Origin of the sequence: Thermoanaerobacter uzonensis DSM 18761 (assembly GCF_900129115.1) — a bacterium.
GTDB classification, from domain to species: Bacteria; Bacillota; Thermoanaerobacteria; order Thermoanaerobacterales; family Thermoanaerobacteraceae; genus Thermoanaerobacter; species Thermoanaerobacter uzonensis.
In genome coordinates, this window is record NZ_FQUR01000011.1 from 1 (window position 1) to 25,364 (window position 25,364).

General features: G+C 34.2%; 22 protein-coding genes and 1 pseudogene. 20 read left to right on the top strand and 3 right to left on the bottom strand.

What is annotated here, in order from left to right; all coding sequences use genetic code 11:
* From BUB32_RS06805 to BUB32_RS06840, 7 genes and pseudogenes are all read left to right on the top strand, one after another.
* Positions 1–120 (top strand): S-layer homology domain-containing protein (locus BUB32_RS06805; protein WP_143152794.1); only part of this gene is annotated, 120 nt, incomplete at its 5' end.
* Between the two features lie 1,372 nt (positions 121–1,492).
* Positions 1,493–2,536, top strand: a pseudogene (locus tag BUB32_RS13350) (tyrosine-protein phosphatase); the annotation flags it as partial.
* Positions 2,537–3,193: 657 nt separating this feature from the next.
* A complete protein-coding gene (locus BUB32_RS13355; protein ID WP_407702964.1) occupies positions 3,194–4,051 on the top strand; it encodes an SH3 domain-containing protein in 858 nt (285 codons plus the stop codon).
* A 396-nt stretch (positions 4,052–4,447) separates the two neighbouring features.
* Complete coding sequence (locus BUB32_RS06830; protein ID WP_072968577.1) at positions 4,448–5,530, top strand: pyridoxal-phosphate-dependent aminotransferase family protein; 1,083 nt, start codon at positions 4,448–4,450, stop codon at positions 5,528–5,530.
* A gap of 13 nt (positions 5,531–5,543) precedes the next feature.
* Positions 5,544–7,145 carry a phosphoglycerate dehydrogenase gene (serA, locus tag BUB32_RS06835; protein ID WP_072968580.1) on the top strand — a complete coding sequence of 534 codons (1,602 nt, stop codon included), beginning with the start codon at positions 5,544–5,546 and terminating at the stop codon, positions 7,143–7,145.
* 74 nt (positions 7,146–7,219) lie between these two features.
* Positions 7,220–7,486: a hypothetical protein gene (locus BUB32_RS12695; protein WP_143152795.1), complete on the top strand. Its 267-nt coding sequence runs from the start codon at positions 7,220–7,222 to the stop codon at positions 7,484–7,486.
* Positions 7,476–7,730: a type II toxin-antitoxin system RelE family toxin gene (locus BUB32_RS06840; RefSeq protein WP_072968582.1), complete on the top strand. Its 255-nt coding sequence runs from the start codon at positions 7,476–7,478 to the stop codon at positions 7,728–7,730. The genes BUB32_RS12695 and BUB32_RS06840 overlap by 11 nt, the downstream gene beginning before the upstream one ends.
* A 33-nt stretch (positions 7,731–7,763) precedes the next feature.
* On the opposite strand, the gene BUB32_RS06845 is transcribed toward BUB32_RS06840, so the two are convergent.
* Entirely contained in the window at positions 7,764–8,582 is an 819-nt protein-coding gene (locus tag BUB32_RS06845; protein ID WP_072968584.1) for a histidinol-phosphatase, read from the bottom strand.
* Positions 8,583–8,937: 355 nt separating this feature from the next.
* On the opposite strand from BUB32_RS06845, the gene BUB32_RS06850 reads away from it, so the two are divergent.
* From BUB32_RS06850 to BUB32_RS06865, 4 genes are all read left to right on the top strand, one after another.
* Positions 8,938–10,539, top strand: coding sequence for a CTP synthase (locus BUB32_RS06850; protein ID WP_072968586.1), 1,602 nt, complete (start codon positions 8,938–8,940; stop codon positions 10,537–10,539).
* A gap of 105 nt (positions 10,540–10,644) precedes the next feature.
* On the top strand, positions 10,645–10,926 hold the full coding sequence (locus tag BUB32_RS06855) for a type II toxin-antitoxin system Phd/YefM family antitoxin (RefSeq protein ID WP_003870462.1): 282 nt from the start codon (positions 10,645–10,647) through the stop codon (positions 10,924–10,926).
* Positions 10,914–11,327, top strand: coding sequence for a putative toxin-antitoxin system toxin component, PIN family (locus tag BUB32_RS06860; protein WP_072968588.1), 414 nt, complete (start codon positions 10,914–10,916; stop codon positions 11,325–11,327). Before BUB32_RS06855 ends, BUB32_RS06860 begins: the two co-directional genes overlap by 13 nt.
* 80 nt (positions 11,328–11,407) lie before the next feature.
* Positions 11,408–13,378, top strand: coding sequence for a stalk domain-containing protein (locus BUB32_RS06865; RefSeq protein WP_072968590.1), 1,971 nt, complete (start codon positions 11,408–11,410; stop codon positions 13,376–13,378).
* A gap of 22 nt (positions 13,379–13,400) precedes the next feature.
* Here BUB32_RS06865 and BUB32_RS06870 read toward each other — a convergent pair whose 3' ends face one another.
* Complete coding sequence (locus BUB32_RS06870; protein ID WP_072968592.1) at positions 13,401–14,834, bottom strand: S-layer homology domain-containing protein; 1,434 nt, start codon at positions 14,832–14,834, stop codon at positions 13,401–13,403.
* 253 nt (positions 14,835–15,087) lie between these two features.
* Between BUB32_RS06870 and BUB32_RS06875 the strand changes: the two genes are divergently transcribed.
* The 8 genes from BUB32_RS06875 (at position 15,088) to BUB32_RS06910 (ending at position 23,791) form a co-directional block, all read left to right on the top strand.
* On the top strand, positions 15,088–16,674 hold the full coding sequence (locus BUB32_RS06875; RefSeq protein ID WP_072968594.1) for a DUF4127 family protein: 1,587 nt from the start codon (positions 15,088–15,090) through the stop codon (positions 16,672–16,674).
* A gap of 212 nt (positions 16,675–16,886) precedes the next feature.
* Complete coding sequence (locus tag BUB32_RS06880) at positions 16,887–19,304, top strand: S-layer homology domain-containing protein (protein WP_072968596.1); 2,418 nt, start codon at positions 16,887–16,889, stop codon at positions 19,302–19,304.
* Positions 19,305–19,474: 170 nt separating this feature from the next.
* Positions 19,475–20,305: a DeoR/GlpR family DNA-binding transcription regulator gene (locus BUB32_RS06885; RefSeq protein ID WP_072968598.1), complete on the top strand. Its 831-nt coding sequence runs from the start codon at positions 19,475–19,477 to the stop codon at positions 20,303–20,305.
* Positions 20,271–21,212 (top strand): 1-phosphofructokinase, encoded by a 942-nt coding sequence (gene pfkB / locus BUB32_RS06890; RefSeq protein ID WP_072968600.1) that lies wholly within the window; start codon positions 20,271–20,273, stop codon positions 21,210–21,212. Before BUB32_RS06885 ends, pfkB begins: the two co-directional genes overlap by 35 nt.
* Positions 21,213–21,217: 5 nt before the next feature.
* Positions 21,218–21,664: a PTS sugar transporter subunit IIA gene (locus BUB32_RS06895; protein ID WP_072968603.1), complete on the top strand. Its 447-nt coding sequence runs from the start codon at positions 21,218–21,220 to the stop codon at positions 21,662–21,664.
* Positions 21,665–21,687: 23 nt separating this feature from the next.
* Positions 21,688–23,046 carry a PTS fructose transporter subunit IIC gene (locus tag BUB32_RS06900; protein ID WP_072968605.1) on the top strand — a complete coding sequence of 453 codons (1,359 nt, stop codon included), beginning with the start codon at positions 21,688–21,690 and terminating at the stop codon, positions 23,044–23,046.
* 165 nt (positions 23,047–23,211) lie between these two features.
* Positions 23,212–23,436, top strand: coding sequence for a hypothetical protein (locus BUB32_RS06905; RefSeq protein ID WP_003870452.1), 225 nt, complete (start codon positions 23,212–23,214; stop codon positions 23,434–23,436).
* Positions 23,423–23,791 carry a PIN domain-containing protein gene (locus tag BUB32_RS06910; protein WP_072968607.1) on the top strand — a complete coding sequence of 123 codons (369 nt, stop codon included), beginning with the start codon at positions 23,423–23,425 and terminating at the stop codon, positions 23,789–23,791. Before BUB32_RS06905 ends, BUB32_RS06910 begins: the two co-directional genes overlap by 14 nt.
* A 49-nt stretch (positions 23,792–23,840) precedes the next feature.
* Here the strand turns inward: BUB32_RS06910 and BUB32_RS06915 are convergent, their stop codons facing one another.
* Entirely contained in the window at positions 23,841–24,278 is a 438-nt protein-coding gene (locus tag BUB32_RS06915) for an Hsp20/alpha crystallin family protein (RefSeq protein WP_072968609.1), read from the bottom strand.
* Between the two features lie 163 nt (positions 24,279–24,441).
* Here BUB32_RS06915 and BUB32_RS06920 point away from each other — a divergent pair, with 163 nt between their 5' ends.
* On the top strand, positions 24,442–25,350 hold the full coding sequence (locus BUB32_RS06920; RefSeq protein ID WP_072968611.1) for a CPBP family intramembrane glutamic endopeptidase: 909 nt from the start codon (positions 24,442–24,444) through the stop codon (positions 25,348–25,350).
* Positions 25,351–25,364: the final 14 nt, after the last annotated feature.

Here is a 25,364-nt window from a genome sequence, read left to right on the forward strand (position 1 = left end):
GTAAAGCTTGGGATAGTAAGAGGATATGAAGATAACACTTTCAAGCCAAAAGACAACGCTACAAGAGCAGAGGCAGCAGCTATGCTTTACAGAATCTTAGAGAAAACAGGAAATATATAATAATAACTATATTTACAACTTAGGGAATATTCGCTTTAGACATTGCTATATATTCAAATACAGCTTATAAGTGAGTTTACGGAATCCTTTTGCTCCATGGGATTCCGTAAACTTTTATTGTAAAGGTCTCGATTTCCATTCCTTGAGTTATGGTACTAAGCTTTAAAGATATTTTTTGGCAAATTAAACTATAACTTTCTTAACCTGGTATCGGAAAATCTTGAAAACTTCTTTTATAACGTGAATGAACTTTTGCGGATGTTTGATCACAGAAAGGACATTTTAATAAATTCATCCGTCTAATAATCTTCTTTTCTAATATTTTTATCTATATTATTGTATTTAAATAATAGAGCTTTTGAAGTTTTTTAAACATGGAAAATTTTGGGCTACTTCAAGACTATATTTTATTAATAATGTTTACAATATTAAGTAAACGTATAAAATACTGAGGAAATAGAAGTAATCCTGCAAGGATGCAAACGAAACTGTCCTAAATCAATATTGAAGATTAAAAAGAGGGTTTATATAATTATATTAGAAATTGTCTGACATCTGATGTATCATATAAATTACAAAAGATTTAGGAATATTATATTAAATTATTAAAAGACAAAATAAAAAAGTAAAAAAGTTATATTGAGAAGAACAAAATAAAGGAATTACATTTTAAAGGTGTATACATAAGACAGAAACAGAGTTAAGGAGTGCAAGGGTTATAGCATTAATTAATGACATAAATAGCTCTACTATTTAGCTTAACTTTTTGGGTATAAATCAAAGCCATTTGATTCTGGCAGCTCTACATTTTTCCCCAACGAAAAAATGTAAGTTAACAATTGAATAAAAGGGAAATTGAAGTTATAGAGTTATGTAAACATTTAAATCAAGTAACAGATTTGGCAGTATTAATATTTAAATTTAAATAATAATTATCATCATAGGAATTAAGGATAGTTTAAAAATATATGTAAAAAATTGGACGACGGGGATATAGATTACGAAGAATCTATACAATACCCTAAGAGAGAGAATGGTAGTGGGCATAAAAAAGCTGAATAAATTCAGATAAAAAATAAAATTGAAGTTATTTTTTAAAAAATTGGGCATTATCTTGAACATTGGAGATTGAGTTGTTTAGTGCTGATTTTCATAGGAGTTTCTCCATTTTTATAACTTGGTTCTTTATAAAAGATTCGACGAAAGTGGAGGAATTCCTTTGAAAATATATAGCAGAATCCCTTAATCCATAAGGATTTTGGGATTCTGCAAAGACCTAAAAATATAATTAATTAGGAGGGAAAATATGGAACGGATTAAAAAAATTGTTTCACTGCTTTTAATTGTTGCTATAGTATTTTTCCAACTACCAATGATAGCCCAAGCAGAGAATAGTATTAGCAATACAGTAGTTGCAACAGTTGTTGATATTCAAAAATATGGAAATCTTGTGATGGATGTTAAACCTAAAGCTCTTTACGATGCGGGATTCGAATTAGGTGATATTCTTAAGGTTACGGTGAATGATAATATAATCGAAATGCCTTTCTGTACATCTTATAGTGATGTGGATGTAGGAAACCCTTTAGTACGTGATGACCAGACAAATAATTTGCTTATAATAGCAATTAACATGGGTAACTTTGCTGCTAAATACAATGTCAAAGTTGGTGATAAAGTATCCTTCTCATTAGCAGAAAAAGGGGGATACCTTGCCCAATATCAAATCCATAAATTGACGCGCACAAATGTACGTTCTGACTATGCAACTGACTCTATATTTGCTAATTTCCGAAGTATTACAACTACTGGAATTAAACCTGGTATTTTGTACAGAAGTAGTAGTCCGATAGATAATGAGATAGGTCGTGCAGCTTATGCAGAGAGACTTGTTGAGGCTGTTGGAATAAATACAGTGATTAATACTTCTGATTCAGATGAAGAAATTAAAAATTATTTATCATTAGATGGAGATAGTGCTAGTTATTACAAATCACTTTATGATAATGGCAAGGTTATAGCTCTAAATATGGGAGTCGATTTCTCAGCAAAAGATTTTGAGCAAAAATTAGCTGAAGGACTTCGTTTCATGATAAATAACGATGGGCCTTATCTCATTCACTGTGTGGAAGGCAAAGACCGTACAGGTTTTGTATCTGCAGTACTAGAAGCTTTAATGGGAGCGACGTTAGATGAAATAATTGCTGATTACATGATTTCTTATGAAAACTATTATGGAGTTAAAGAGAATAGTGAACAATATAAAACAATAGCTAATAGTACTATAGTGCCAGAGTTAACTACAATTGTTTGTGGTCTGCCGAAGGGAAGCGATATTTCAAAGGTTGACCTTGCAACAGCTTCAGAAAATTATCTTAAAAAAATTGGTTTAACTTCGGATGAAATTGCAGCTATTAAAGCAAAACTTTCAGGTAATCCCATCTATAAAACTCCAAATGTGTCAGGTGTGGTTATGAAAATAGACAAATATGGACATCCAGTTACCAATATAACAATTGATGATTTTAATAAATTAGGATTTAAATTTGGTGATATGGTAACAGTTGTATTTGATAACGGTTTTGTACTTGAGGCACCTTACTTAGATGGTTACTTTGTAAGCATTGGGGACCCTGTCGTTATTGCATATCCTGGAGATACTTATATAACAATAGCTCTTAACTACGTAAGACTAGATACCATTGCTCATGTAAAAGCAGGAGACAAATTTACAATTATGCTTAGCCAACCAAAAGGCTATCTTGCCCAATACGAGGCCAATAAATTAACGAGGACCAATAACCGTGCAGACTATTCCTCAGATGAGGTATTTGCAAACTTCCGCAATATTGCAGTCGGTAATATTGCCAAAGGTATACTTTATCGTAGTTCCAGTCCAATAAACAATGTCCTTGGACGTGCTCCATATGCATGCAAACTCATGAAGGAAGCTAACATAAATACGGTTATTAATCTTTCTGATTCACCTCAGGAGATTAATACTTACCTTGCAAAAAATCTGTGTCCATACTATGCAGATCTTTATAAAGAAGGGCATGTTATAGCTCTGAATATGGGACTTGATGTTACAAGCGATGATTTTAAAGTAAAGCTTGTTAAAGGTCTTGAATTTATGGCAGAAAACAAAGGACCTTATCTTATACATTGTACAGAAGGAAAAGACCGTACAGGTATTGTGGCAGCATTACTTGAAGCTTTAATGGGTGCATCAAAGGACGAGATTGTTGATGACTATATGCAAAGTTTTACCGACTATTATGGTGTTCAGAAAGGGACTGAAAAATACAATTTAATTGCTCAGCAAAATATACTTAAGATACTTAAAATTATTGCAAAAGCTGATAATTTAGATAAAGTAGACCTTGCAGCATCTGCATACAATTACCTTATTTCGGCAGGTATGACACCTGAACAAATTAATATGCTAAAAGTTAATCTTTCAACACCAGTGCAAGAGAAAACAAAAGTACCTTCGACTTCACAACCAGAGCCACAAAAAACATCGGCAACAACTTACAATTACGGAATTGTCACAGCATCAACACTCAATGTGAGAGAAGGCGCAGGGCTTGGATATAAGGTAATAGGAGTGCTTCCTGCAGGTAAAGTTGTTACACTGCTTGAAGAAGTAAATGGATGGTATAAGATTGACTACAATGGAAAAACAGGATATATTTACAGTAAGTATGTTGCTGCAACTCCGAATCCATCAAATGTTGTTGTGCTAAAGGCTGTTAAGGTCACTGCTAAGAGTGGACTAAATGTAAGAGTAAGCAATTCTATCAATGCGAGAAAGATAGGAGCAGTGCCATACGGAACGAAGCTTAAAGTGGTTGGAGAGTACAACGGATGGTATCAAGTACTCTACAATGGCGGATTTGGATATGTATATGGAAAATATACAAAATAATCTAAAGGGAGTGGTTTTCCACTCCCTTTAGATTATAACAAAATGCCAGGGAATCGTTATAATAAAAAGGACTTCTTTATTTGGAATTTTGAAAGAAATTTTAGCTAAATACATACGTTTCTGTTTTCTGACGTAGAAAAAAGAAACTTAACTTTTGCTTTGTTAACAAACTTATGATGCGCCCTAATGGGCGCTTTCTTTTTATTTTATTATTATGGATAATTTTTAATAATTCTTACCTTTCGTGATAATATATATTTTCATTTTTGCCTATCAGTAATCGATATTTTTTTAACAATGTCCGCTTTATGTGGACAAATGTATTTTTTACTATTGCATTTTTTACTTTATTGATTTATCATATTAAATATATATCTAGTAACAGGGAGTGATAAGATGAAAGAAATGTTATTGATGACACCGGGGCCTACAATGGTACCGGAAGAGGTAAAAAAAGTAGCTGGTGCACAGCCATTACACCATAGAACAGAAGAATTTTATGAATTATTTTCTAATCTCAATAAAAATTTAAAAGAAATATTTAAAACTAAAAATGAAGTTATAACTTTGACCTCATCAGGAACGGGTGGAATGGAAGCTGTCATTGCGAATCTTTTTTCCATTGGTGATAAAGTATTAGTAGCCAGTATAGGTTATTTCGGAGAAAGATTTTATGATATAGCAAAAGCTTATGGCCTTGATGCAGAGCTTTATGATTTTGGTTGGGGAAAGGCGGTAGACCTTAACGTATTAGAGGACAAATTAAGAAATGGTAATTACAAAGCTCTTTTAGTTACTCATAATGAAACTTCTACAGGAGTTACAAATAATGTAAAAGAAATTGCAAAAATTGCTAATATGTATGGCGTGGTAGTCATCGTTGATGCTGTGAGTTCTTTAGGCGGCATACCACTTGAAATGGACGAATGGGGTATTGATGCAGTAATAACTTGTTCTCAAAAATGCCTTATGTCGCCTCCTGGACTGAGCTTTGTCGCTTTAAGTGAAAGAGCATGGAAAATAGCGGAAACTTCTAATCTTCCAAAATATTATTTTAACTTGAAAAAAGCAAAAGAAGGAGTTTTAAAACCCAATCCTGATACTCCTGCTACTCCTGCTGTCTCTACAATAATGGCTGTAGCAAAAGCGACAAACATAATTTTGGAATTTGGACTGGATAATGTATACAAAAGGCAAGCCACCTATGGGAAAAGAGTAAGAGAATACGTAAAGAATTTGGGATTAGAACTGCTGCCGGAAGAGGACATAGCTTCTGATTTAATAACTGCTATAAAAGTTCCTGAAAAGTACAAAGCATCAGAGATTATAAATCACATGAAGGAAAAACATGGAATATTGATAACAGGAGGACAAGGACCTTTAAAAGGTAAAATCATAAGAATAGGTCACATGGGTTATGTTACTGAAGAAATGCTTGCTAAAACTCTTGAAGCGTTGAAAGACGCAATAGAGGGGTAAGGAGGGATATAACTTGAGGATAATTGTCACAGAGAAAATATCAGAAAATGGCATTGAATATCTAAAAAAACACGCTGACGTGGACGTGAAAACTAATATTTCAAGAGATGAGCTTTTAGAAACTATTAAAGATTATGACGCCATTATTGTCAGAAGTGCTACAAAAGTAGATAGAGAACTTATCGAAAAAGGTGAAAAATTAAAAGTCATAGGTCGTGCGGGAAATGGCGTTGACAATATTGATGTAACAGCAGCTACTGAAAAAGGAATTCTTGTTGTAAATACTCCTGCTGGAAATACTGTAGCTGCTGCGGAATTGACCATTGGCCTTATGCTGGCTATAGCCAGAAATATACCGCAGGCATATCACGCTGGTATTAATGGGGATTTTAGAAGGGATAAATTCAAAGGCGTTGAATTGAACGGAAAAACTGTCGGTGTAATAGGATTAGGAAGAATTGGTTCTCTTGTGGCGTCTAGACTTGCAGCATTTAATATGAGAGTAATTGCATATGACCCCTATATGCCAGATGAACGTTTTGAAAAGTACGGTGTGGAAAAAGTTACTTTAGATGAATTGCTTCAGCAATCAGACTTTATAACAATTCACCTCCCAAAAACGGAAGAGACCAAAAAAATGCTCAGTGAAAAAGAGTTCAAAAAAATGAAAAAGGGAGTTAGAATAGTAAATGCTGCACGAGGAGGCATCATTGATGAAAAAGCCCTTTACAATGCCATTAAAGAGGGCATTGTAGCGGCAGCAGGATTAGACGTTCTTGAAGTAGAACCTAAATATAATGTAGAACAACAAGATTTTAACAATCCACTTCTTGAACTGCCAAATGTCGTTTTTACGCCTCATATTGGAGCTTCAACTTATGAAGCGCAAGAAAACATAGGCATATCCATTGCTCAAGAAGTAATCTCGGCTTTAAACGGTAATCTGTACGGAAATATAGTAAATTTACCCGGGGTAAAATCCGACGAATTTTCACAGCTCAAACCTTATATGAAATTGGCTGAAGCCATGGGCGCATTTTATTATCAAATAAATGATACTCCTGTTAGATTGGTTGAAGTGATATATAGAGGAGAAATTTCAAAAACTAATACAGATATTGTTACTCTCTATGCTCTTAAAGGCTTTTTAAAGCCTGTATTAGAGGAGGATGTGAGTGTTGTAAATGCAAAATTAAGGGCAAAAGAAATGGGAATAGAAGTTGTAGAGGGTAAAATCGAAGAAATAAACCACTATTCAAGCCTTATCATTCTCAAGATTACAGATACCAATGGCAAAACAACACAATTTGCAGGAACCACATATGGAGAAGAAGTGAGAATTGTAGAGTATATGGGACATAAAGTAAATTTTGAACCTACGGAGTACATGCTATTTGTCAAGAATAAAGACATACCGGGGGTTATAGGTCACATAGGGAATGTGTTAGGAGACTTTGGCATAAACATTTCTACCATGCAAGTAAGCCCAAATAAAAATGATGGAACCGCATTAATGATTGTAAGCACAGACAAAGAAATTCCTGATGAAGCAGTAGAGTCTCTAAATAAATTAAATAGCATAATAAAAGCAAGAGCGGTTAAAGGATTGATATAGAGATATGGGTTGTTGTCAGAATATTATAAAGATGATATAATATATGTAAAGTAAATTTTATTAAGGTGATAAAAATGCAAAATAGTAGCATTATAAAAAAATTAAATGAAATTATAGATTCTTTAACGGAGAAGGAAATTGCTGAAGTGATTGACTTTGCTGAGTATCTTAAAGAGAAAAAAAAGAAAGAGCTTATAAAAAAATTTAACGATTGGGATAAATCTTTAGAAGTAGAACAAATGACCCATGAAGAGGAAAAATTGTTAAAAGAAAGCGAGGGAGAATATATAACTTTAGAAGAAGCAAAGAAGGCATTAGGGATAGAGGATAATGGGATATAAAATTATAATTGACAAAAAAGTGTTAAAAGAGTTAAAAAAACGTGATAAGAAAACAGTCAGAAGAATTGTAGACGCTATTAGTAAGTTGCCTTTTGAGGGAGATATAAAAAAACTAAAAACATCTAAAAAGGAGCGTTTATATAGGTTAAGAGTTGGAGACTATAGATTGATTTTTGAGATTGACAACGTAGATTTTGCTATTAAAGTGAAAGCTTTTGATACAAGAGGAGGTATATATAAATAAATGAAAAAAGGGGCAAGGTCTTTCTTGCTCCTTTTAGATATTATAGGGCAGTTTTTTTCTCCCTTCAAAATAATAAAGAGTATTTATCCCGTATGATTTTACGTAAGCATAAGCTTTGTCAAAATCTCTTGCCACATCGTAAGGATTATGGGCATCAGAATTTACTACAATAGGTATATTATATCTCTTGATCATTCCCATTATTTCTTTTGAAGGGTATATTTCCCCAACAGGCTTTCTAAAGCCTGCAGTAGAAACTTCAATTACTATACCTGTTTTAGAGATTTCCTCAATATTCCGATTTATCTTGTCAAAAGTATAAGGCTTTGCCCTAAATCCAAAAATTTTTACAAGGTCAATATGTGCTATAATATCGAACAGACCTGTTTTAGCCATTTTTTCAATTATATTAAAATACTCAAGATAAACCTCATCAATATCACGCCTTTTCCATTCTTCTATAGATTCTTCAAGGTCTATTCCCCAATCTTCAAGCCAATGAACAGACCCTATAACATAATCCCATGGATAAGGTTCAAGAAATTCTTTCAATTCTTTTTCTTTTCCGGGGAAGTAGTCTGCCTCTATACCTAATTTTACAGGTAATCCCATTGCTTTTGCTTCCTGTATCAATTCAACATAATTAGAAATGCTTTGGTCCATGTAAGTTTTTATCCATTTTCCTCTAAAACCATCACTTTTATAAGCATTATATGCTTCTTTAAATCTATGTCCGTGTTCAGAAATGCCAATCTCAACTAGACCTTTACTTAAACCAGAATCTATAAACTTCTTAAGCCATTCTATAGTATAAGGGCCGTTTTCTATGTGGACGTGATAATCTGCAGCCATATTTTTCCTCCTTTTCAACAATATAAAACTTTAAAATTTTAATATCTTACAACATTATAATATTTTGCAAAAACTAATGCAATTTGTGTTATAATAATTTAAAGTGATTGATTTAATTTGTGAGGTGAGATGTTTTATCCTCTTTACAATCACTTTAAAATCCTATATAATAAATAAGTATTTATTTTTACGAGGTGCTTTTTTATGAACTGGCGGGATGACAAAAATTTAAAAGAATTTATTTAAACTTAAAGGGATACGAGTCTCTATTTTTCCAAAATAGAGATTTTTTTATGGGTTATAAACTATTAAAAGTCAGTTTAAAAAAACGATAATACACTTAAGAGGTGAGATGATGGCGAAATATATTTTTGTAACAGGAGGAGTTGTGTCTTCCTTAGGCAAAGGCATAACTGCTGCATCACTTGGTAGGCTTTTAAAAAGTCGTGGCATATCAGTTGCTGTTCAAAAATTTGACCCTTATATAAACATAGACCCTGGTACCATGAGTCCATACCAACATGGTGAAGTTTTTGTTACAGAAGATGGGGCGGAGACAGACTTAGACCTTGGTCATTATGAGAGGTTTATAGACATTAACCTTACCAAAAATAGCAATGTAACTGCAGGTAAAGTGTACTGGACTGTCATCACAAAAGAGAGAAAAGGGGATTATCTTGGTGCCACAGTTCAAGTAATACCTCACATAACGAACGAAATTAAAGAAAGAGTATACAGAGTTGCAAAAGAAAAAAATGTGGACGTAGTAATAACAGAAATTGGTGGTACAGTAGGAGACATAGAAAGCCTTCCTTTCCTTGAAGCTATAAGACAAGTGGCAATTGAACAAGGAAGAGAAAATGTCATGTTTATTCATGTGACATTAGTACCTCATCTCGGAAAGACGGGAGAATTAAAAACAAAACCTACTCAACACAGCGTAAAAGAACTGCGTTCAATAGGTATTCAACCCGATATGATTGTATGCAGAACAGAACTTCCTCTTACGCAAGATTTAAAAGAAAAAATTGCACTCTTTTGTAACGTAAGCGTAGAAGCTGTCATAGAAAATAGGGATGTAGAATCAATTTATCAAGTGCCTTTGGAACTAGAGAGGCAAAAAGTAGACGAATACGTGTTAAAAAGGTTGAATTTGCCTATTGGAGAATCGGACTTAAAAGAATGGAGAGAATACGTGGAAAGAGAAAAGAACCCCACAAGACAGGTAGAAGTAGCTTTGGTGGGAAAATACGTTGACCTTCATGATGCTTATATAAGTGTTGTAGAAGCATTAAAACATGCGGGAGTTTATCATAGAGCTGCTGTGAATATAAGGTGGGTAAATGCTGAGCATGTAAATGATGAGACAGTGGAAAAACTTTTAAAAGGAGCAGACGGTATATTAGTGCCGGGAGGATTTGGTGATAGAGGCATTGAAGGCAAAATAAGAGCTATCCAGTATGCAAGGGAGAACAAAATTCCTTACCTTGGATTGTGCCTTGGGATGCAGTGTGCTGTAATAGAATTTGCGAGAAATGTAGCAGGACTAAAAGGAGCTAATTCTACAGAGTTTGACCCGGATACTTCCCATCCTGTAATAGACCTCATGCCTGAACAAAAAGACATAGATGAAAAAGGCGGTACAATGAGATTGGGGGTGTATCCTTGTAAAGTAATTGAAGGGACAAAAGCTTATGAAGCCTATAAAGACGAATTAATTTATGAAAGACATAGGCATAGATACGAGTTCAATAACCAATATCGGGAACTTTTAACCTCAAAAGGCCTTGTACTTTCAGGGCTTTCTCCTGATGAGAGGCTGGTTGAAATGATAGAATTAAAAGACCATCCTTATTTTGTGGCATCCCAATTCCACCCGGAATTCAAGTCAAGACCTTTAAAACCTCATCCATTATTTAGAGATTTTATAGGAGCAATGTTAAAAGAGAAAGAGTAAGGGTTGGATAATATCCAGCCCTTAAATTTTACTTGATAGTTATGAACAAAAAAGCTATAATATATCTAGAAATTAATTTTAAAATTAATCTGGAGGTGAAAACAAATGGAAGAAGTCATTGGAGTAGACAAATTAAGACCCAAATTAGGTGAATATTTAGAAAAAGTAGAAAAAGGCGATGTGATAATAGTTTCTTCTCGATCTGAACCCAAAGGAGTTATAATAAGTTATTCTATGTACAATCAATTAAAAGAACTTGAAAAGAAGGCAAAACAATTAGAGATTATGCAAATTTTAAACGAATTTAGAAGTAAAGCCGAAACAGCAGGCTTATCTGAAGAAGACGTACAAAAAGAGATAGAGGAAGCACGAAAATGCGGGCAGTAATTGATACTAATGTTTTAATTTCAGCTTTTATTAGCAAAAAAAGCTATCCTGCAAAAGTTATCGATTACTGGGTCTTAAATAAATTTAACCCGGTAGTAAGTAAAGAAATTGTGGAAGAATATGCTGATGTATTGACACGAGATAAGTTTGCTGTTTTTGGCACTATTGAGAGAAGACTTGACTTGCTAAATAGGCTTTTATCTTTTGATTGGGTTTTATTTGTATATCCAAAACAAAAAATAGAGGTTATAAAAGAAGACCCAAAAGATAATATTTTCTTAGAGTGTGCTTTAGAAGGAAGTTGTGACTTCATAGTCACAGGTGACAATCATTTGCTTCAACTTAAAGAGTATAAAAATATTAAAATAGTGAAAGCAGAAGAATTTGTAACCATATTGTAATCCTTTTGCAATATAACTGTAACATAAGTATATTACAATAAATTCAATAAGAAGTAGAAAAACAAAAGAGGAGGGGACCAATGGGAAGAAAGGGAAAGTATCTGTTCATTTTTTTATTAATTTTTCTAATTTACAGTGGAACATTTGCATATGCGACTGAAACTTATAACATCGACGGAAAAAACATCTTCTACAATTACCCACCTATAAATATCCTCATAAACGGGGAAAAACAAAATCCGAATATGAAGCCCCTCATGATTGACAATCATGTATTTGTGCCAGTAAGGTTTATTTCAGAAAAAATGGGGGCGCAAATAGGTTATGACAGCACTAAAGTGTGGATTACTTACAATGGAGATAAAATCGTCCTCTATTTTTACAAAGACACTGCCTATGTAAATGACAAGCCTGTAAAACTTGACTCATCTGTTAAACTTGTAAACTATGGCTATACATATGTCCCATTGCGATTTATAAGTGAAGCTTTCAAAAATAACGTCAATTGGGATGAAAATACAAACACTGTGTATATAGACAGTAAAACAAGGACAGACACGCAAATTGCTTCTGCAAAATTGAGTGATCAAAGTTCAAATACTACTCAGACTTCCCAATCTAATTTAAACAATACTTCCACAAATCAAAATACACAAGATACCTCTGTCAAACCATATACTGTAGATAGTATGGGATTTACTAATATAAATGATGTAAAAAGTGTAATTATTTTAACTCAAGATTCTAACTATAACATTTCAAAATCGCCAAATAAGGATGCAATTTTTGTAGATCTAAACAATGCAGTTTTAAAAAATGGAGTATATGGGTTTGCACTTGATGATAAAATTGTCAAAGGTGTTATTCCAACACAGCTTACTCCTACCACGGTGAGAGTAATTATCACCTTGAATAGTGATGCTGATTATTCCGTAATGCAACAGGATGGCAAATTGATAGTTAACATACAACCGATTATTACAACTCTACCTTCCTCTTTAATGGTAAATGCTGATGTAGTAAATATACGAACAGGTCCAGGTACACAGTATGACATTATAACACAAGTTAATAACGGGGACATATTAAGTGTAATTGACAAATCAGGTGATTGGTATAAGGTTAAACTTCAAAACGGAGTAGTAGGCTGGATTGCAGGATGGCTTACAATTGCATATAACAATCCTAATCAAATAACGAGTGATACTTCTGATAATCTTTCTGATAGGAGGACGCTGACAGCGTTTAACATTCAATCTTCAAGAGGAAATATCGGCCAACCTCTTACGTCTTTACCATATGCAGGGAAAGGAGTATGGTACAGCATATATTCTGCGATGCCTACGGCAAATGATTTAAGCCGTTTTGTAACTGCCAGAGTAACTCATATTTACCTTGAAGTTGCTACATCAAAAGCGGGATTTCCAGACAAGTGGAAAAAATGGCTGGATGATTTACTTCCTGCTGCACATAGAGCTGGAATAAAGGTTATAGCATGGTTGTACACAGACCTAAAAGATACGGCATATGATGCATCTTTGACGGCTCAAGTTGCCAACTATGTTACCCCAAGTGGTTATCGCGTAGACGGAATTGCTGCAGATATAGAAGAATTGCCCCAAAAAGATCCAGTTACAGCTTCAAAGATGGTAGAAGACTATGCAACACAAACTTTAAAAAATTTACCTGCAGGAATGCCTTTTATTGCGATCACTTATCCACCCCAATATAGACCTAACTACCCCTATGTTACAATGGCAAAATATTTTGATGCGATTGCTTTAATGGACTACTGGCACGTATCAAGCGCAAACTACACCTATGATGATGCAAAAAATTTTGTATCTGATTCCATTAAAAAAGTACAATTTTTAGCAGGAAACAACGTCAACATAGAAGTCATTTTGCACGGTTATGATGAGGGCTATGGACTTCCTTCTGTAGACGAATTAAGGGGTGCTCTTGATGCTTCAAAAGATGCAGTTGGATATTCTATATATACCTGGAATACACTAAGTGACGAATTAAAAGACCTATTTGCTAATTATTAAAAATGAAGGAGTGGCTTTTTCGCTACTCCTTCACTATTTTATCTAATAGTACTGCTGCTTCTTCTCGAGTCAAAGGCTTTTTGGGATAAATGTATATTTTACCATCTATATTTGTACCAGCTATTAAATTATTCTCATAAGCTTTTTTAATGAAATCATATGCCCATGATGAAATGTCATTTTTGTCTGCAGGATCAAAAAAGGCAAAATCAAAATTCTCCTTTGGCTCATAAAATTTCATAAGAACGCTAATGGCTTCTTCTCGCGTTATGGAATTATCAGGTCTAAAAGTGTTATCCTCGTATCCATTCATAATTCCGTTATTTACTATATTTGCAATAGGTTTATAGTACCATGCATTTTGAGAAACATCTTTGAAGGAAACTTCTTGCTGCAATACCGGTTTATCTTTTAAAAATGCTCTATTTATCAAAGAAGCAAATTCTGCTCTAGATATAATTTTGTTTGGTCTAAAAGATCCGTCTTCATATCCTGCAAAAATCCCTTTTATTACCGAACTAAGTATATTCTTTTCAGACCACATACTTTTAATATCCCAAAAAGGAATAAACCCTGTATCCCTACTTAACTTGTTTATTTTTTCAACAATGTCTTGACCTGTATCGGAATCCCTCACAGTAATTCGTTTTAACTTCATAATATTATCGCCATAATAATTTACTCCTTCTTTAATGCCAAATGCCATTTCAAAACCTACTTTTTTTGCTATCTCGTCGCTTATTTTATTTCCAGAACCAAAAGGATATGCTAAACATATAGGCGCTTTACCTATTTTTTCTTTAATTATTTCTCGTGAGCGCAAGAAATCTAGATAAAGCCTTTCTTTATACTGTTCCATTGTTTCAAGATGTCCATTAATTATTACAGGTCCCATTACCATTGGAATTTTTTTAAAGCCATTCCATCTGTAACTGTGCAAATCATATGTGTGACTCTCAATCTCTATTACTCCGCTATCTGACATTTCTTTTGCTTGCTCCCATGTAAAATGGGGGACAAATACGCCTGGCTTTTGCTTTTTTACTTCATCTGGCACATAACTTACTATAATATTTATTTCAGCTTTCATTCCTAATTTTTTGAGTATAGGATATGCATACGTGTAATTGCTTAAATATCCATCATCAAAAGTTATTACAATAGGCTTTGGCGGTAAAGGCTTGTTGTACAGCACAAAATCTCTGAGCTGTTCTAAAGTTATAGTGTGATATCCTGCTGCTTTAAGGTAAAGCATTTGCTTTTCAAATCTTTCTGGGTCGGTTATCAGACCACCATATTTTTTAGAATCAAATGTACCTTCTTTTTGAAGATGATGGTACATTAAAACAGGCACAAATGGCTTTTTAGATTGTGCCCTTGAATGTAGTACTGGAATTGATACAGCAAGTACGATTGTTACCATGATTGTAAGGATGATTAACGCTTTTTTACTCATGTTTTCCGACCTCTCACTTAAATTTATCATAAATATATCACATAATTATCACAAATATGTTACAAAAAAGTTAACAAAACATTAAATTTTTTATAAAAGAAATATTTGTCATTCTAAGCCAAGTTTTTTCTGCCATTCTGAGGAGTGCGAAGCACTCAGAAGAATCCAGAGGCCCCAAAAAACGATTACAATAAAATGAAAAATTCCTTTTGTTATGGTATAATTTATACAAAAAGACAAGCAGGAGAAGGATATGTTTAAAAAAGCTTTGTGGTTTGTACTGACTTTGTGTATATTTTCCTTGCCAGCTTCTACTTACAATGAAAAATTTACAATGCCTAAAGACGACATAATTTTTATACCTCTTGACAGCCGGCCTGTAAATACCCAAAATGTAAGTCTTTTGACAAATATGTGGGGAAAAAATTTAATTTTGCCTCCACAAAATGTACTTGATGACTACACAAAGCCGGGAAACTTTAAAGGGCTTAATGAATGGCTTAATGAGGTTATTCCTAGAAGTAACGTTTATGCTGTTGTAATCTCACTGCAACAGTATTTGAACGGAGGCCTTATAGCATCCCGTGATATCAAAAACTATAAAAATTATGAAGAAAGACTTTCGCTCCTTTATAAATTTTTGACAGAGAATGAAAACAAAAATATAATCATATTTTCAATAATACCTCGCCTTACGCCTACACAATTTTCTGACTACCAGTATATAAAATACAGTGACAGGCTAAAAGAATTTTCAGAGTTAACTGATAAAGTGGACCTTTTTAATCAAGAAAAGGATAAAACCAGACTTGAAAAAATAAAAAAAAGCATACCACCTGATGTGCTTACTAAGTACATTGAACTTTTTGAGCTAAATAAAGAAATAAATGAAAAGCTCATTGATTGGACAAAAGAAGGATATATAAAAACATTAGTAATAGGCATTGATGACACACAGAAGTTTAGCATGTCAAATATGGTGGCACGAAAACTTAACCAATATGCGAAAACAGAGCAAATATCGAATAAGGTATACGTACTCCATGGCGCTGATGAAATTGGCATGGAGATAACGGCAAGGCTTGCAAATGAGTACTACAAGCAAATTCCTCGTTTTAATGTCGTTTATGACGTAAAAGACCCTGATAAAGTTATTTTGCCTTATGAAGGAGCAGACCTTAAGAAAATTGTAGAAGAAAAAATTAATTTTATAGGAGGAAAAACCGATTCAAGTGGCGAATGTATATTGTATGTCCATACACATGAAAATTTAGGAATAAAAAACGACATACAAAAATATAAAAATAGAGGACAAATTTTCGGAATAGCAGATGTTGCATATGTTAATATGGCGGATAAAAAGCTAATCAACGTGCTCTTTGACTTAAATCCCTTAAGCTTTCTCTATGCGGGCTGGAATACTCCCAGCAACGCAATAGGGACAGTTATATCTGAAATGTCTTTAAAAATGGTTCTTGACAAAAGCATACTTCCTTCTTACAAAGAAGAAGATGCTATAAAAAATTTTATAGCTTTCTCCTTTATACGTTATGCGGACGACTTTGCCTATCAAGCTGATATAAGAAATAAAATGTACAAATGGGCAGAGTCAAACCACATGGCAAAAGATAAAATAGACAAAAAAACTGCAGATGAAGAACTTTCAATAAAAATGAAACCACTTATTAATACAATAAAGGGAAAATATGTTGGAGAAATAGTAAAGGCGGGAAATAGTTCTGTTGGCATAAAAGATATAGAAGTGAAAGTGAGATACCCTTGGAACAGAATGTTTGAAATAGAAGTTTTACCTGAAATAATATTACAGCAGGGTTCGTAATGTTAAATTAATATTACAGAAATATTACAAATTGGTAACATTTATTGACTCATTAAATACCTGATGCTATAATATAATCAGGTTGTTTATCCAAAACATACTACATACTCTAAAATGTACTTACATAGGTAAAAAATTTTTGAAAGGCTTATGCCTTTCAAAACAAAAAATATAAAAATTAAAATACAAATACAAGGAGGAGGATTAACTGTATGAAGAACCTCAAAAAATTAATAGCAGTGGTTCTTACATTCGCATTGGTGTTCAGTGCGATGGCAGTAGGTTTTGCTGCAACGACACCCTTCACCGATGTGAAAGATGATGCACCTTATGCATCAGCAGTGGCTCGTCTGTATGCTTTAAACATTACAAACGGTAATACAGACGGCACATATGGCGTAGATCAGCCAGTTACAAGAGCCATGATGACTGTTTTTATAAACAGATTGTCTGGCTACAGAGATTTAGCTGAAATGGCTAAGAATGATCCACCAGCCTTCAAAGATGTTCCAAAGAATTACTGGGCAATTGGTGACATCAACTTGGCAGCAAAACTTGGCCTTACACATGGTGTGGGCAATGGCATGTTTGACCCAGAAGGAAAAGTAACATATGCACAAGCTTTGGGCTTCTTACTCAATGCTCTTGGTTACAAAAACCTTTCATGGCCATATGGAGTTGTTGCTCAAGCCCAAGAAATTGGATTAACATCTGGCGTTAGCCTTGGCTACAATGATGTGATAAATCGTGGAAATCTTGCAATACTTATGAACAATGCTTTAGATCTAAACTTAGTAACATATGATACTAATGGCAATGTTGTAGACACAGGCAAGGCGCTAATTTCAAAACTTGGCAGTTCAGCAAATTATCTAGTAGTTGCAACAAACAATGTTGATTCTACAGTACCAGCTGGATATGTGGCAGTAAAACCAGCTAATTTGAATTATGGTGTATATAATTTTGGTGCACAACAATACATCAGCAGTGGGTTAGTAGATTTCAATAAGTATTTAGGCGAAGTAGTTACGGTTATATCTGATAAATCTGGTAATCCTATAGCAGCTACTCCATTGACAACAGATATTAAGACCTTTACTGTTACTGCAGATCCTGGAGTGACTGTAAGTGGTGCAACATATACTTTTGGCGATAATTCAATATCGGTGGGGAATATACCTGTTGTAATAGATGGAATAAAGACGACCTTGTCTGCAGTATATCAGAATATTGATCCGGGTTCAAAAGTAACACTTATCAATAATGACAATGCAACAGGTTATGACTATGCAATTATTACTGATGCAACAGGTAATTGGGATCAAATGATAGTAGTACAAAATGATGTAAAAGCTGGAGATAGCTATATTGATAATAGAATTGCTATAAATGATAGCAATGGTAATCCATATCCTGTTCAAGGAGCTGTTACAAAAGCTACAGATATTAAAGCAGGCGATGTTGTATATCAAGTAAAGATAGCAGGTAATACAATACTATATGTTGTAAGACAAACAGTAACTGGTACAGTTACACAACTTACACAAGCAACAGATGGAACAAAAACTGTTACAATAAATGGAACAAATTATACACTTTATAAAGGCACTACGATTCCGGGAGGGTCAGATTTAAGTAGTGTTACTGCGGGTTCATCTGGTACTGCTATAGTGGCAAAGAATAACACAATTGTTAAATGGACTGCAACTTCTACTACCGCAACAACAAAATATGCAGTAGTAAAATATAACACTTCATTTACGTGGAATAACCCTATAGTTTCATTGGCACTACCTGATGGTAGCAGCACAGTATTAAACGTAGTATATGATAATATACCATCTTCTATACCGGCATCTGTTAAGGCGGGAGATATTGTAAATTACACTGTCAATTCAAATGGCTTAATTGACACGATGTCAGTGGTTACTAACACGGTTGCAAACGACGCATATGCTTATGTTGATACAACAAATAATATTATAAAATTTGCTAATGATTCAGCAAGCGCGACAAATGGAGCAATATATTATGTAAATTCTTCAACAGTATTCTTTAATGCAACAATTAGTAATGGCCAAGTAACAGGTATTACACCTGTGAAGTTCACTGACGTTGCAAATGGATCAACACATAATGTATTGCTTGCTACTGCTACAGGCGTAAGGCAACTTTCAGTTGTTGTATTTAATGATCCAAACTTAACTGCAAATACTTCAGTACAGCCAATGGTTTATGTGACCAGCGTAAGTACAGTATATACTTCATCAACAACATCATATACTTCGCTAAGTGTACTTGAAAATGGCGTTGCTAAGACATATAATGCACCAGCAGGAACTACATTAAATGTTACAGCAGGTAACGTATATACACTTACATTAAATGCTTCTGGCAATGTGACAGCGGCTACTTTAGTTGGTCCTGCATACAGTGGAACAGTATCATTTGACTATGCTAATAATGCAATAGTTGCAAATGGAACATCATACTTACTTGATCCAAATGTGGTAGTAATTGATTCAGCTACAAATACACAGGTTGGTCTTAGCAGCATAGTTGCAGGTAGCACAACAGTTAAACTTTATACCAATTCTACAACTGGCAAAGTAGTCTTGATTGTAAAATAAGCTGAACTTTAACTAAAGAGTCCTCCTCCTTGGGGGACTCTTTTATTTTCTCTCAAACAGGCATTGCCTGTTTTATTTTTTTGCCTATTGACAAATCAAAAATGATAATATATAATCAAAATTAAGCAAAATCAATCACATTTGAGCGGGATAATATTGAATGGATGTGAATGAGTATGAGCATATCTGATAGGATGTTTGGTGAGGAGAGACGCTTAAAGATTGCAGAAATTATAAGTAAGGATAAAAGTATCAGTGTTTCTGAGCTTAGTAAACTTTTTAATGTTTCTGAATCTACAATAAGAAGAGATTTGCATGTACTGGAGGAAAAGGGTTTCATACAAAGGACTCACGGTGGCGCAATATTGAATGTTGGCACTCATTATGAGCCTGCATTTTTTGAAAAAGAAGATGTAGAACTTGAGGCAAAAAGGAAAATAGGTAAAATTGCTGCATCAATGATAGAAGAAGGAGATTCTATAATTTTAGATGCTGGTACGACTACTCTTGAGATAGCGAGAAATCTTAAGAATATGAAACTTACTGTTGTCACAAATTCACCTCTTATTGCGATAGAACTTTCAAAACACGAGGATATTGAGCTTATTATGACAGGAGGCATACAGAGGTGGAAGACTAAGGCTTTAGTTGGTCCTATTGCTGAAATGGTAATAAGACAGTTTAAAGTGGATAAGGCTTTTATAGGCACAAATGCTATATCTTTTGAGGATGGGCTTATGACTCCAGACTTAATTGAGGCCAATACAAAAAAGGCGATGTGTGATGTGGCAAGTGAAGTTTATATAGTAGCAGACCACACTAAATTTGGGAAAAAATCTTTTGTTAAATTTGCAGATATAAAGGACATTACGGCAATAATAACAGATGATGAGGTTGATTATGAGATAGTGAGAAAATATGAACAGGCAAATATAGATATAGTAAGTTTTGGAAAGGATGAAAATAATGATAACAACAGTAACGGCGAATCCAGCAATTGACAGGACAATAATTGTTGAGGATTTGAAACTTGGTTATGTAAATAGGGTAATTCGATCAAGAGTAGACGCTGGGGGAAAAGGTATAAATGTCGCTAAAAACCTTAAAAATTTTGGAGACAATGTTATTGCTCTTGGCTTCATAGGACCGAATGCTAAATATATAATCGATTGTTTAGAAGATGAAGGCATAAAAACTGACTTTGTGAAAATAAAAAATGAGACGAGGACAAATATAAAGATTTCTGATATTTCAAGGATGGAAGTTACTGATTTGAATGAATATGGCCCTCATGTAAGCGAAGAAGAAATAGAGCTAATTAAACAAAGTATATTTAAATATGCTAAAGAGTCAAAGGTGCTTGTGCTTTCAGGAAGTTTACCACAAGGAGTGCCAAAGACTTTTTACAAAGACATAATTAGAGAAGTAAAAAGCGGTGATTTAAAAATAATTCTCGATGCTGACAAAGAAGCGCTTTTATACGGCATAGAAGAAAAGCCTTACATGATAAAACCTAATGTGCAGGAGTTAGAAGATGTAGTAGGCAAAAAGCTTGAAAGTTTAGAAGAGGTTATTGAAAAAGGGAAAAAGCTGAAGGATTCAGGCATAGAAATAGTTGCGATTTCTATGGGAGGCCGCGGCAGTGTTGTGATAACAAAAGAAGGAATATATAGGGTAATGCCTGTAAAAGTTGAAGTAAAAGGGACAGTTGGAGCAGGAGATGCCTTTGTTGCAGGCTTTGCCCATGGAATGTACAAAGGACTTCCGATTGAGGAGACAATAAAAATAGCAGCAGCTTTATCTACCTCAGTTGTCATGAAAGAAGGCACAAGAGCAGGCACTCTTGAGGAGGTAAATATATTAAAGGATAAGATTGAAATAGAAAGGATAGAAAGGATAGAAAGGTGAGGGAAATGGAGATAAAAGATGTGTTGAACGAAAAAATGATGGTTTTTGATCTAAAGGCAAAGGACAAAGATGGAGCATTGGAAGAGTTAGTAAGTGTTTTAAAAGAAAATGGAGTTGTAGATGATGAAGAAGGCTTTTTAGAAGTAGTGAAAAAAAGAGAAGAAGAGTTTTCTACAGGTATAGGCTATGGGGTTGCAATACCTCATGGCAAAAGCAGTCTTGTGAAAAAGCCAGCAATAGTATTTGGGAAGTCTCGCCAGGGAATAGACTATAACTCAATGGATGGCAAACCTGCCCATTTATTTTTCTTAATTGCTGTGCCAGACAACTCTGATGAGTTACACCTTAAAGTTTTGGCTGAACTTTCAAGGTCTTTAATGCATAAGGAGGTGAGAGAGGAGTTAGAAAAAGCGTCAACACCTGAGGAAGTCATAAAGGCTTTTAATAAGTAAATTTTTAAGAGAGGGGATTAATTATGAAAAAGGTAGTTGCTGTTACAGCCTGCCCTACAGGTATTGCTCATACCTATATGGCGGCGGAAAATCTTCAGATGGCAGCCAAAGAAATGGGAGTAGACATAAAGGTAGAGACTCAAGGGTCAATAGGTGCAGAAAACCAGCTTACTGAAGAAGATATAAAAGCTGCTGATGCTGTCATAATAGCAGCTGCGACAAAAGTTGATAAATCAAGATTTGCCGGTAAACCTGTACTTGAGGTACCAGTTGAAGATGCTATAAAGGATGCAAAGGGACTTATTGAAAAGGTTCTTAAGATGGAAAAGCCAAAAGATTATGTAGAAAAAGTAGAGGAGATTCATAAAGAAAGGTCAGCGAAAAGGACAGGTGCCTACAAACACCTTATGACAGGTGTTTCCTACATGATACCTTTTGTAGTTGCAGGTGGTATTTTAATTGCACTTTCCTTTTTCTGGGGATATAAAGCCTTTGAGGTAGAAGGAACTCTTCCCTGGGCCTTGATGAAAATTGGTGGCGGTTCAGCTTTTGCATTGATGGTGCCGATTTTGTCAGGCTATATAGCATTTTCTATAGCAGATAGGCCTGGTCTTGTCCCCGGTATGGTAGGCGGTATGCTGGCAGTATCTACTGGAGCAGGATTTTTAGGCGGTATCATTTCAGGATTTTTGGCAGGATATACGATAGTTTATCTGAAAAGGCTAATAAAGCTTCCTAAAACATTAGAGGGTTTAATGCCAATACTCATATTGCCGGTATTATCAACTTTGATAGTTGGACTTTTAATGATATATGTAATAGGTTCTCCAATGAAAGCCATAATGACATCTTTAACTGCCTGGCTTACTGGGATGAGTTCTACAAATGCAGTGATTTTTGGAGCAATATTGGGACTCATGATGGCTTTTGATATGGGTGGTCCTGTAAACAAGACAGCTTATACTTTTGCAACAGGTCTTTTAGCATCAAATGTTTTTGCTCCAATGGCAGCGGTCATGGCAGCTGGTATGACACCTCCTCTTGGCCTTGCACTTGCAACTGTTCTTTTTAAGAATAGATTTACAAAGGAAGAGATAGAAGCAGGTAAGGCAGCATGGGTTTTAGGTGCTTCCTTTATAACAGAAGGTGCTATACCATTTGCGGCAGCAGACCCCTTTAGAGTGATACCTTCTATAATGGTGGGCTCTGCTGTGACAGCCGCTCTCTCAATGCTTTTCCACATTGAACTTCGAGCTCCTCATGGAGGAATATTTGTAATACCGATAGCTGTGTCAAATCCTCTTCTTTACATTGGAGTAATAGCAGTTGGTACAGTAGTTACTGCTCTTATGATAGCAGTGCTTAAAAAGAAAGTTGAATAAAAAATTGGGGTAAGCAAGAGCTTGCCCCTAATTTTTTATTTGAAAGATAGTTTAGGTACCGATGAAAATTATAATTATTCGCAGGTGCCAGTATGGCGATGTCAGATTACATGGTATAATATATTTAAATAAAGATTTTACTTGAGTTGAAAGGGGTGAGAAATCGTGAAATTTGTTAGGAAAGTCGCAAATAGTGATATCTTGGCTAATGTAATAGATATTCCAAAAGAGCTAAAAGGCAAAAAAGTTGAAATAATCATATTGCCATATGAGGAGCAAAAAAAGAAAATAGTACGGGGAGCGTTGGCAAGATATAAAAATGAGGAGTTTCAAGAAAAGGAAGATGAAGCTTGGGCAAATACGGTGGTGGAAAAGTATGAAAATAGTTGATGCAAATATAATTTTAAGGTATCTTTTAAATGATACAGAAGAATTAGCGGAAAAAGCTGCGGAGATATTGGAAAACTATGAAGTGTTTGTTCCAACTGGAGTAATAGCTGAAATTGTATATGTGCTTGAAAAAGTATATAAAGTAAAGAATGATGAGATAAGCGACACTTTGAGAGAACTTATTGAGTATGAAAATTTAAAAGTTGATGATTTTGAAGTAATAGAAGAAGCATTAAAGCTTTATAGCAAAAGGAAATTAGATTTTGTGGACACGCTACTTTATGCTTATCATAAAGTAAAAAATTATGAAGTTTATACTTTCGATAAACAGCTACAAAAATTACTAAACGAATAAAGCAAACGTGAAAAAATTAAGGGGTAAACCGGAACTTACCCCTTAATTTTTATTCAATATTAATTCGCCTTCCCTTTGGCTTACTTGGATGTAATTTTGGCATTGTGATTTTGAGGATGCCATTTTCAAATTTAGCAGTAGTTCTTTCAGGGTCTACTTCTGCGGGTAGTTCTATTCTTCTGGCAAAGCTTCCATAATATCTTTCTCTCATGTAATAATTTTTATCTTCTCTTTCTTCGTCTACTGTGGTTTGCCCTTTTATTTCCAGTATATTGTCATAAACATTTATTTCAACGTCTTTTTTGTCAACGCCCGGTAGTTCAGCTGTTGCCACTATTTCTGTTTCAGATTCGGTGATGTCCACTCTTGGTCGAGAAAATAGGCCTGAAAAGGATGGAAAGTTAACGTCTAAAATACTTGGCAAATTTTTGAGATTGATGTCAAACGGCCAATCCCACCAATCACGTCCTCGCCTCATTAGACTCATTTACATCACCTCCATATTTTTCTATTATTTATTATATCACATTGATTAAAATTTTCAATTATTAGGTTTCACAAAATCCTCACATTTAATTCTTACTTTTTTATTCTTTTTATGTTAAAATCTATAAGGGTGAAATTGACGATGTAAAAAAGGAAGTGGTTGGATGCGGCCAGATGAAAAAGATGTAAGTAAGTTGTATTTTTTTGTCATGTTGCTTCTCATAACAGTGGGATATTTAGTGCAAAAGGCTTCTTTATATATAGGTATACTAATAACAGAATTTTTTCTTGTTTTACTGCCTGTTATTCTTTACCTTCTTTTTAAAAGATATGATGTAAAATATGTTTTAAGGTTAAATCCTATAAAGGGTGATCAAGCTTTTTTAGTGATAATAATAGCTATTTTAGGCTGGATAGTATCGGGTTTTTTTGCACTTTTGACAAATTATTTTCTATCTAAATTGGGTAAAATTCCGGTTATGCCTATACCTGCAGCTTCCAATATACAAGAACTTTTTATGCAAATTCTAATATTTGGAGCTGTAGCTGCCTGTTGTGAAGAAATATTTATGCGGGGACTTGTTATGAGAAGTTTTGAAATGAGGGGTTCTATAAAGAGTATTTTTATAACCGCTATATTCTTTGCAATGCTTCATTTAAATGTGCAAAACTTTCTAAGTATTCTTTTTCTTGGAAGCTTATTGGGATATGTAGTATATAGGACTAATTCTATATTTGCAGGAATGATTGTTCATTTTACGAATAATACTATTTCTGTATTGTTATCCTATTTTATAGCACAACAAAACTTAGGAAAAGCAACTCCATTACAACAGGTAGATATTCCATTTATTGTTGTCATTGGTTATGGGATTTTTGCATTATTTGCTGCTATTCTTTTGTATGTGCTATTAAGATATTTGAAGAAAGTAACTGACCCATATGTTATCCGCGGTACTACGAAGTTAAAAGAAGACCTGCATATTTTCTTGCATTGGCCTGTACTTTTATCAGTGTTAGTATTTTTGTATAGAATTACTGAACAGATATTAAAAATAGCTGGAGTTATATAAGGAATGCTTAAAAG

Excerpts from the sequence above, each read along its gene's own strand:
- BUB32_RS13355 (WP_407702964.1), top strand. The coding sequence starts at position 3,194 with ATGGGACTTGATGTTACAAGCGATGATTTTAAAGTAAAGCTTGTTAAA.
- BUB32_RS06830 (WP_072968577.1), top strand. The coding sequence starts at position 4,448 with ATGAAAGAAATGTTATTGATGACACCGGGGCCTACAATGGTACCGGAA.
- BUB32_RS12695 (WP_143152795.1), top strand. The coding sequence starts at position 7,220 with ATGCAAAATAGTAGCATTATAAAAAAATTAAATGAAATTATAGATTCT.
- BUB32_RS06840 (WP_072968582.1), top strand. The coding sequence starts at position 7,476 with ATGGGATATAAAATTATAATTGACAAAAAAGTGTTAAAAGAGTTAAAA.
- BUB32_RS06845 (WP_072968584.1), bottom strand. The coding sequence starts at position 8,582 with ATGGCTGCAGATTATCACGTCCACATAGAAAACGGCCCTTATACTATA.
- BUB32_RS06850 (WP_072968586.1), top strand. The coding sequence starts at position 8,938 with ATGGCGAAATATATTTTTGTAACAGGAGGAGTTGTGTCTTCCTTAGGC.
- BUB32_RS06855 (WP_003870462.1), top strand. The coding sequence starts at position 10,645 with ATGGAAGAAGTCATTGGAGTAGACAAATTAAGACCCAAATTAGGTGAA.
- BUB32_RS06860 (WP_072968588.1), top strand. The coding sequence starts at position 10,914 with ATGCGGGCAGTAATTGATACTAATGTTTTAATTTCAGCTTTTATTAGC.
- BUB32_RS06865 (WP_072968590.1), top strand. The coding sequence starts at position 11,408 with ATGGGAAGAAAGGGAAAGTATCTGTTCATTTTTTTATTAATTTTTCTA.
- BUB32_RS06870 (WP_072968592.1), bottom strand. The coding sequence starts at position 14,834 with ATGAGTAAAAAAGCGTTAATCATCCTTACAATCATGGTAACAATCGTA.
- BUB32_RS06875 (WP_072968594.1), top strand. The coding sequence starts at position 15,088 with ATGTTTAAAAAAGCTTTGTGGTTTGTACTGACTTTGTGTATATTTTCC.
- BUB32_RS06880 (WP_072968596.1), top strand. The coding sequence starts at position 16,887 with ATGAAGAACCTCAAAAAATTAATAGCAGTGGTTCTTACATTCGCATTG.
- BUB32_RS06885 (WP_072968598.1), top strand. The coding sequence starts at position 19,475 with ATGAGTATGAGCATATCTGATAGGATGTTTGGTGAGGAGAGACGCTTA.
- pfkB (WP_072968600.1), top strand. The coding sequence starts at position 20,271 with ATGATAACAACAGTAACGGCGAATCCAGCAATTGACAGGACAATAATT.
- BUB32_RS06895 (WP_072968603.1), top strand. The coding sequence starts at position 21,218 with ATGGAGATAAAAGATGTGTTGAACGAAAAAATGATGGTTTTTGATCTA.
- BUB32_RS06900 (WP_072968605.1), top strand. The coding sequence starts at position 21,688 with ATGAAAAAGGTAGTTGCTGTTACAGCCTGCCCTACAGGTATTGCTCAT.
- BUB32_RS06910 (WP_072968607.1), top strand. The coding sequence starts at position 23,423 with ATGAAAATAGTTGATGCAAATATAATTTTAAGGTATCTTTTAAATGAT.
- BUB32_RS06915 (WP_072968609.1), bottom strand. The coding sequence starts at position 24,278 with ATGAGTCTAATGAGGCGAGGACGTGATTGGTGGGATTGGCCGTTTGAC.
- BUB32_RS06920 (WP_072968611.1), top strand. The coding sequence starts at position 24,442 with ATGCGGCCAGATGAAAAAGATGTAAGTAAGTTGTATTTTTTTGTCATG.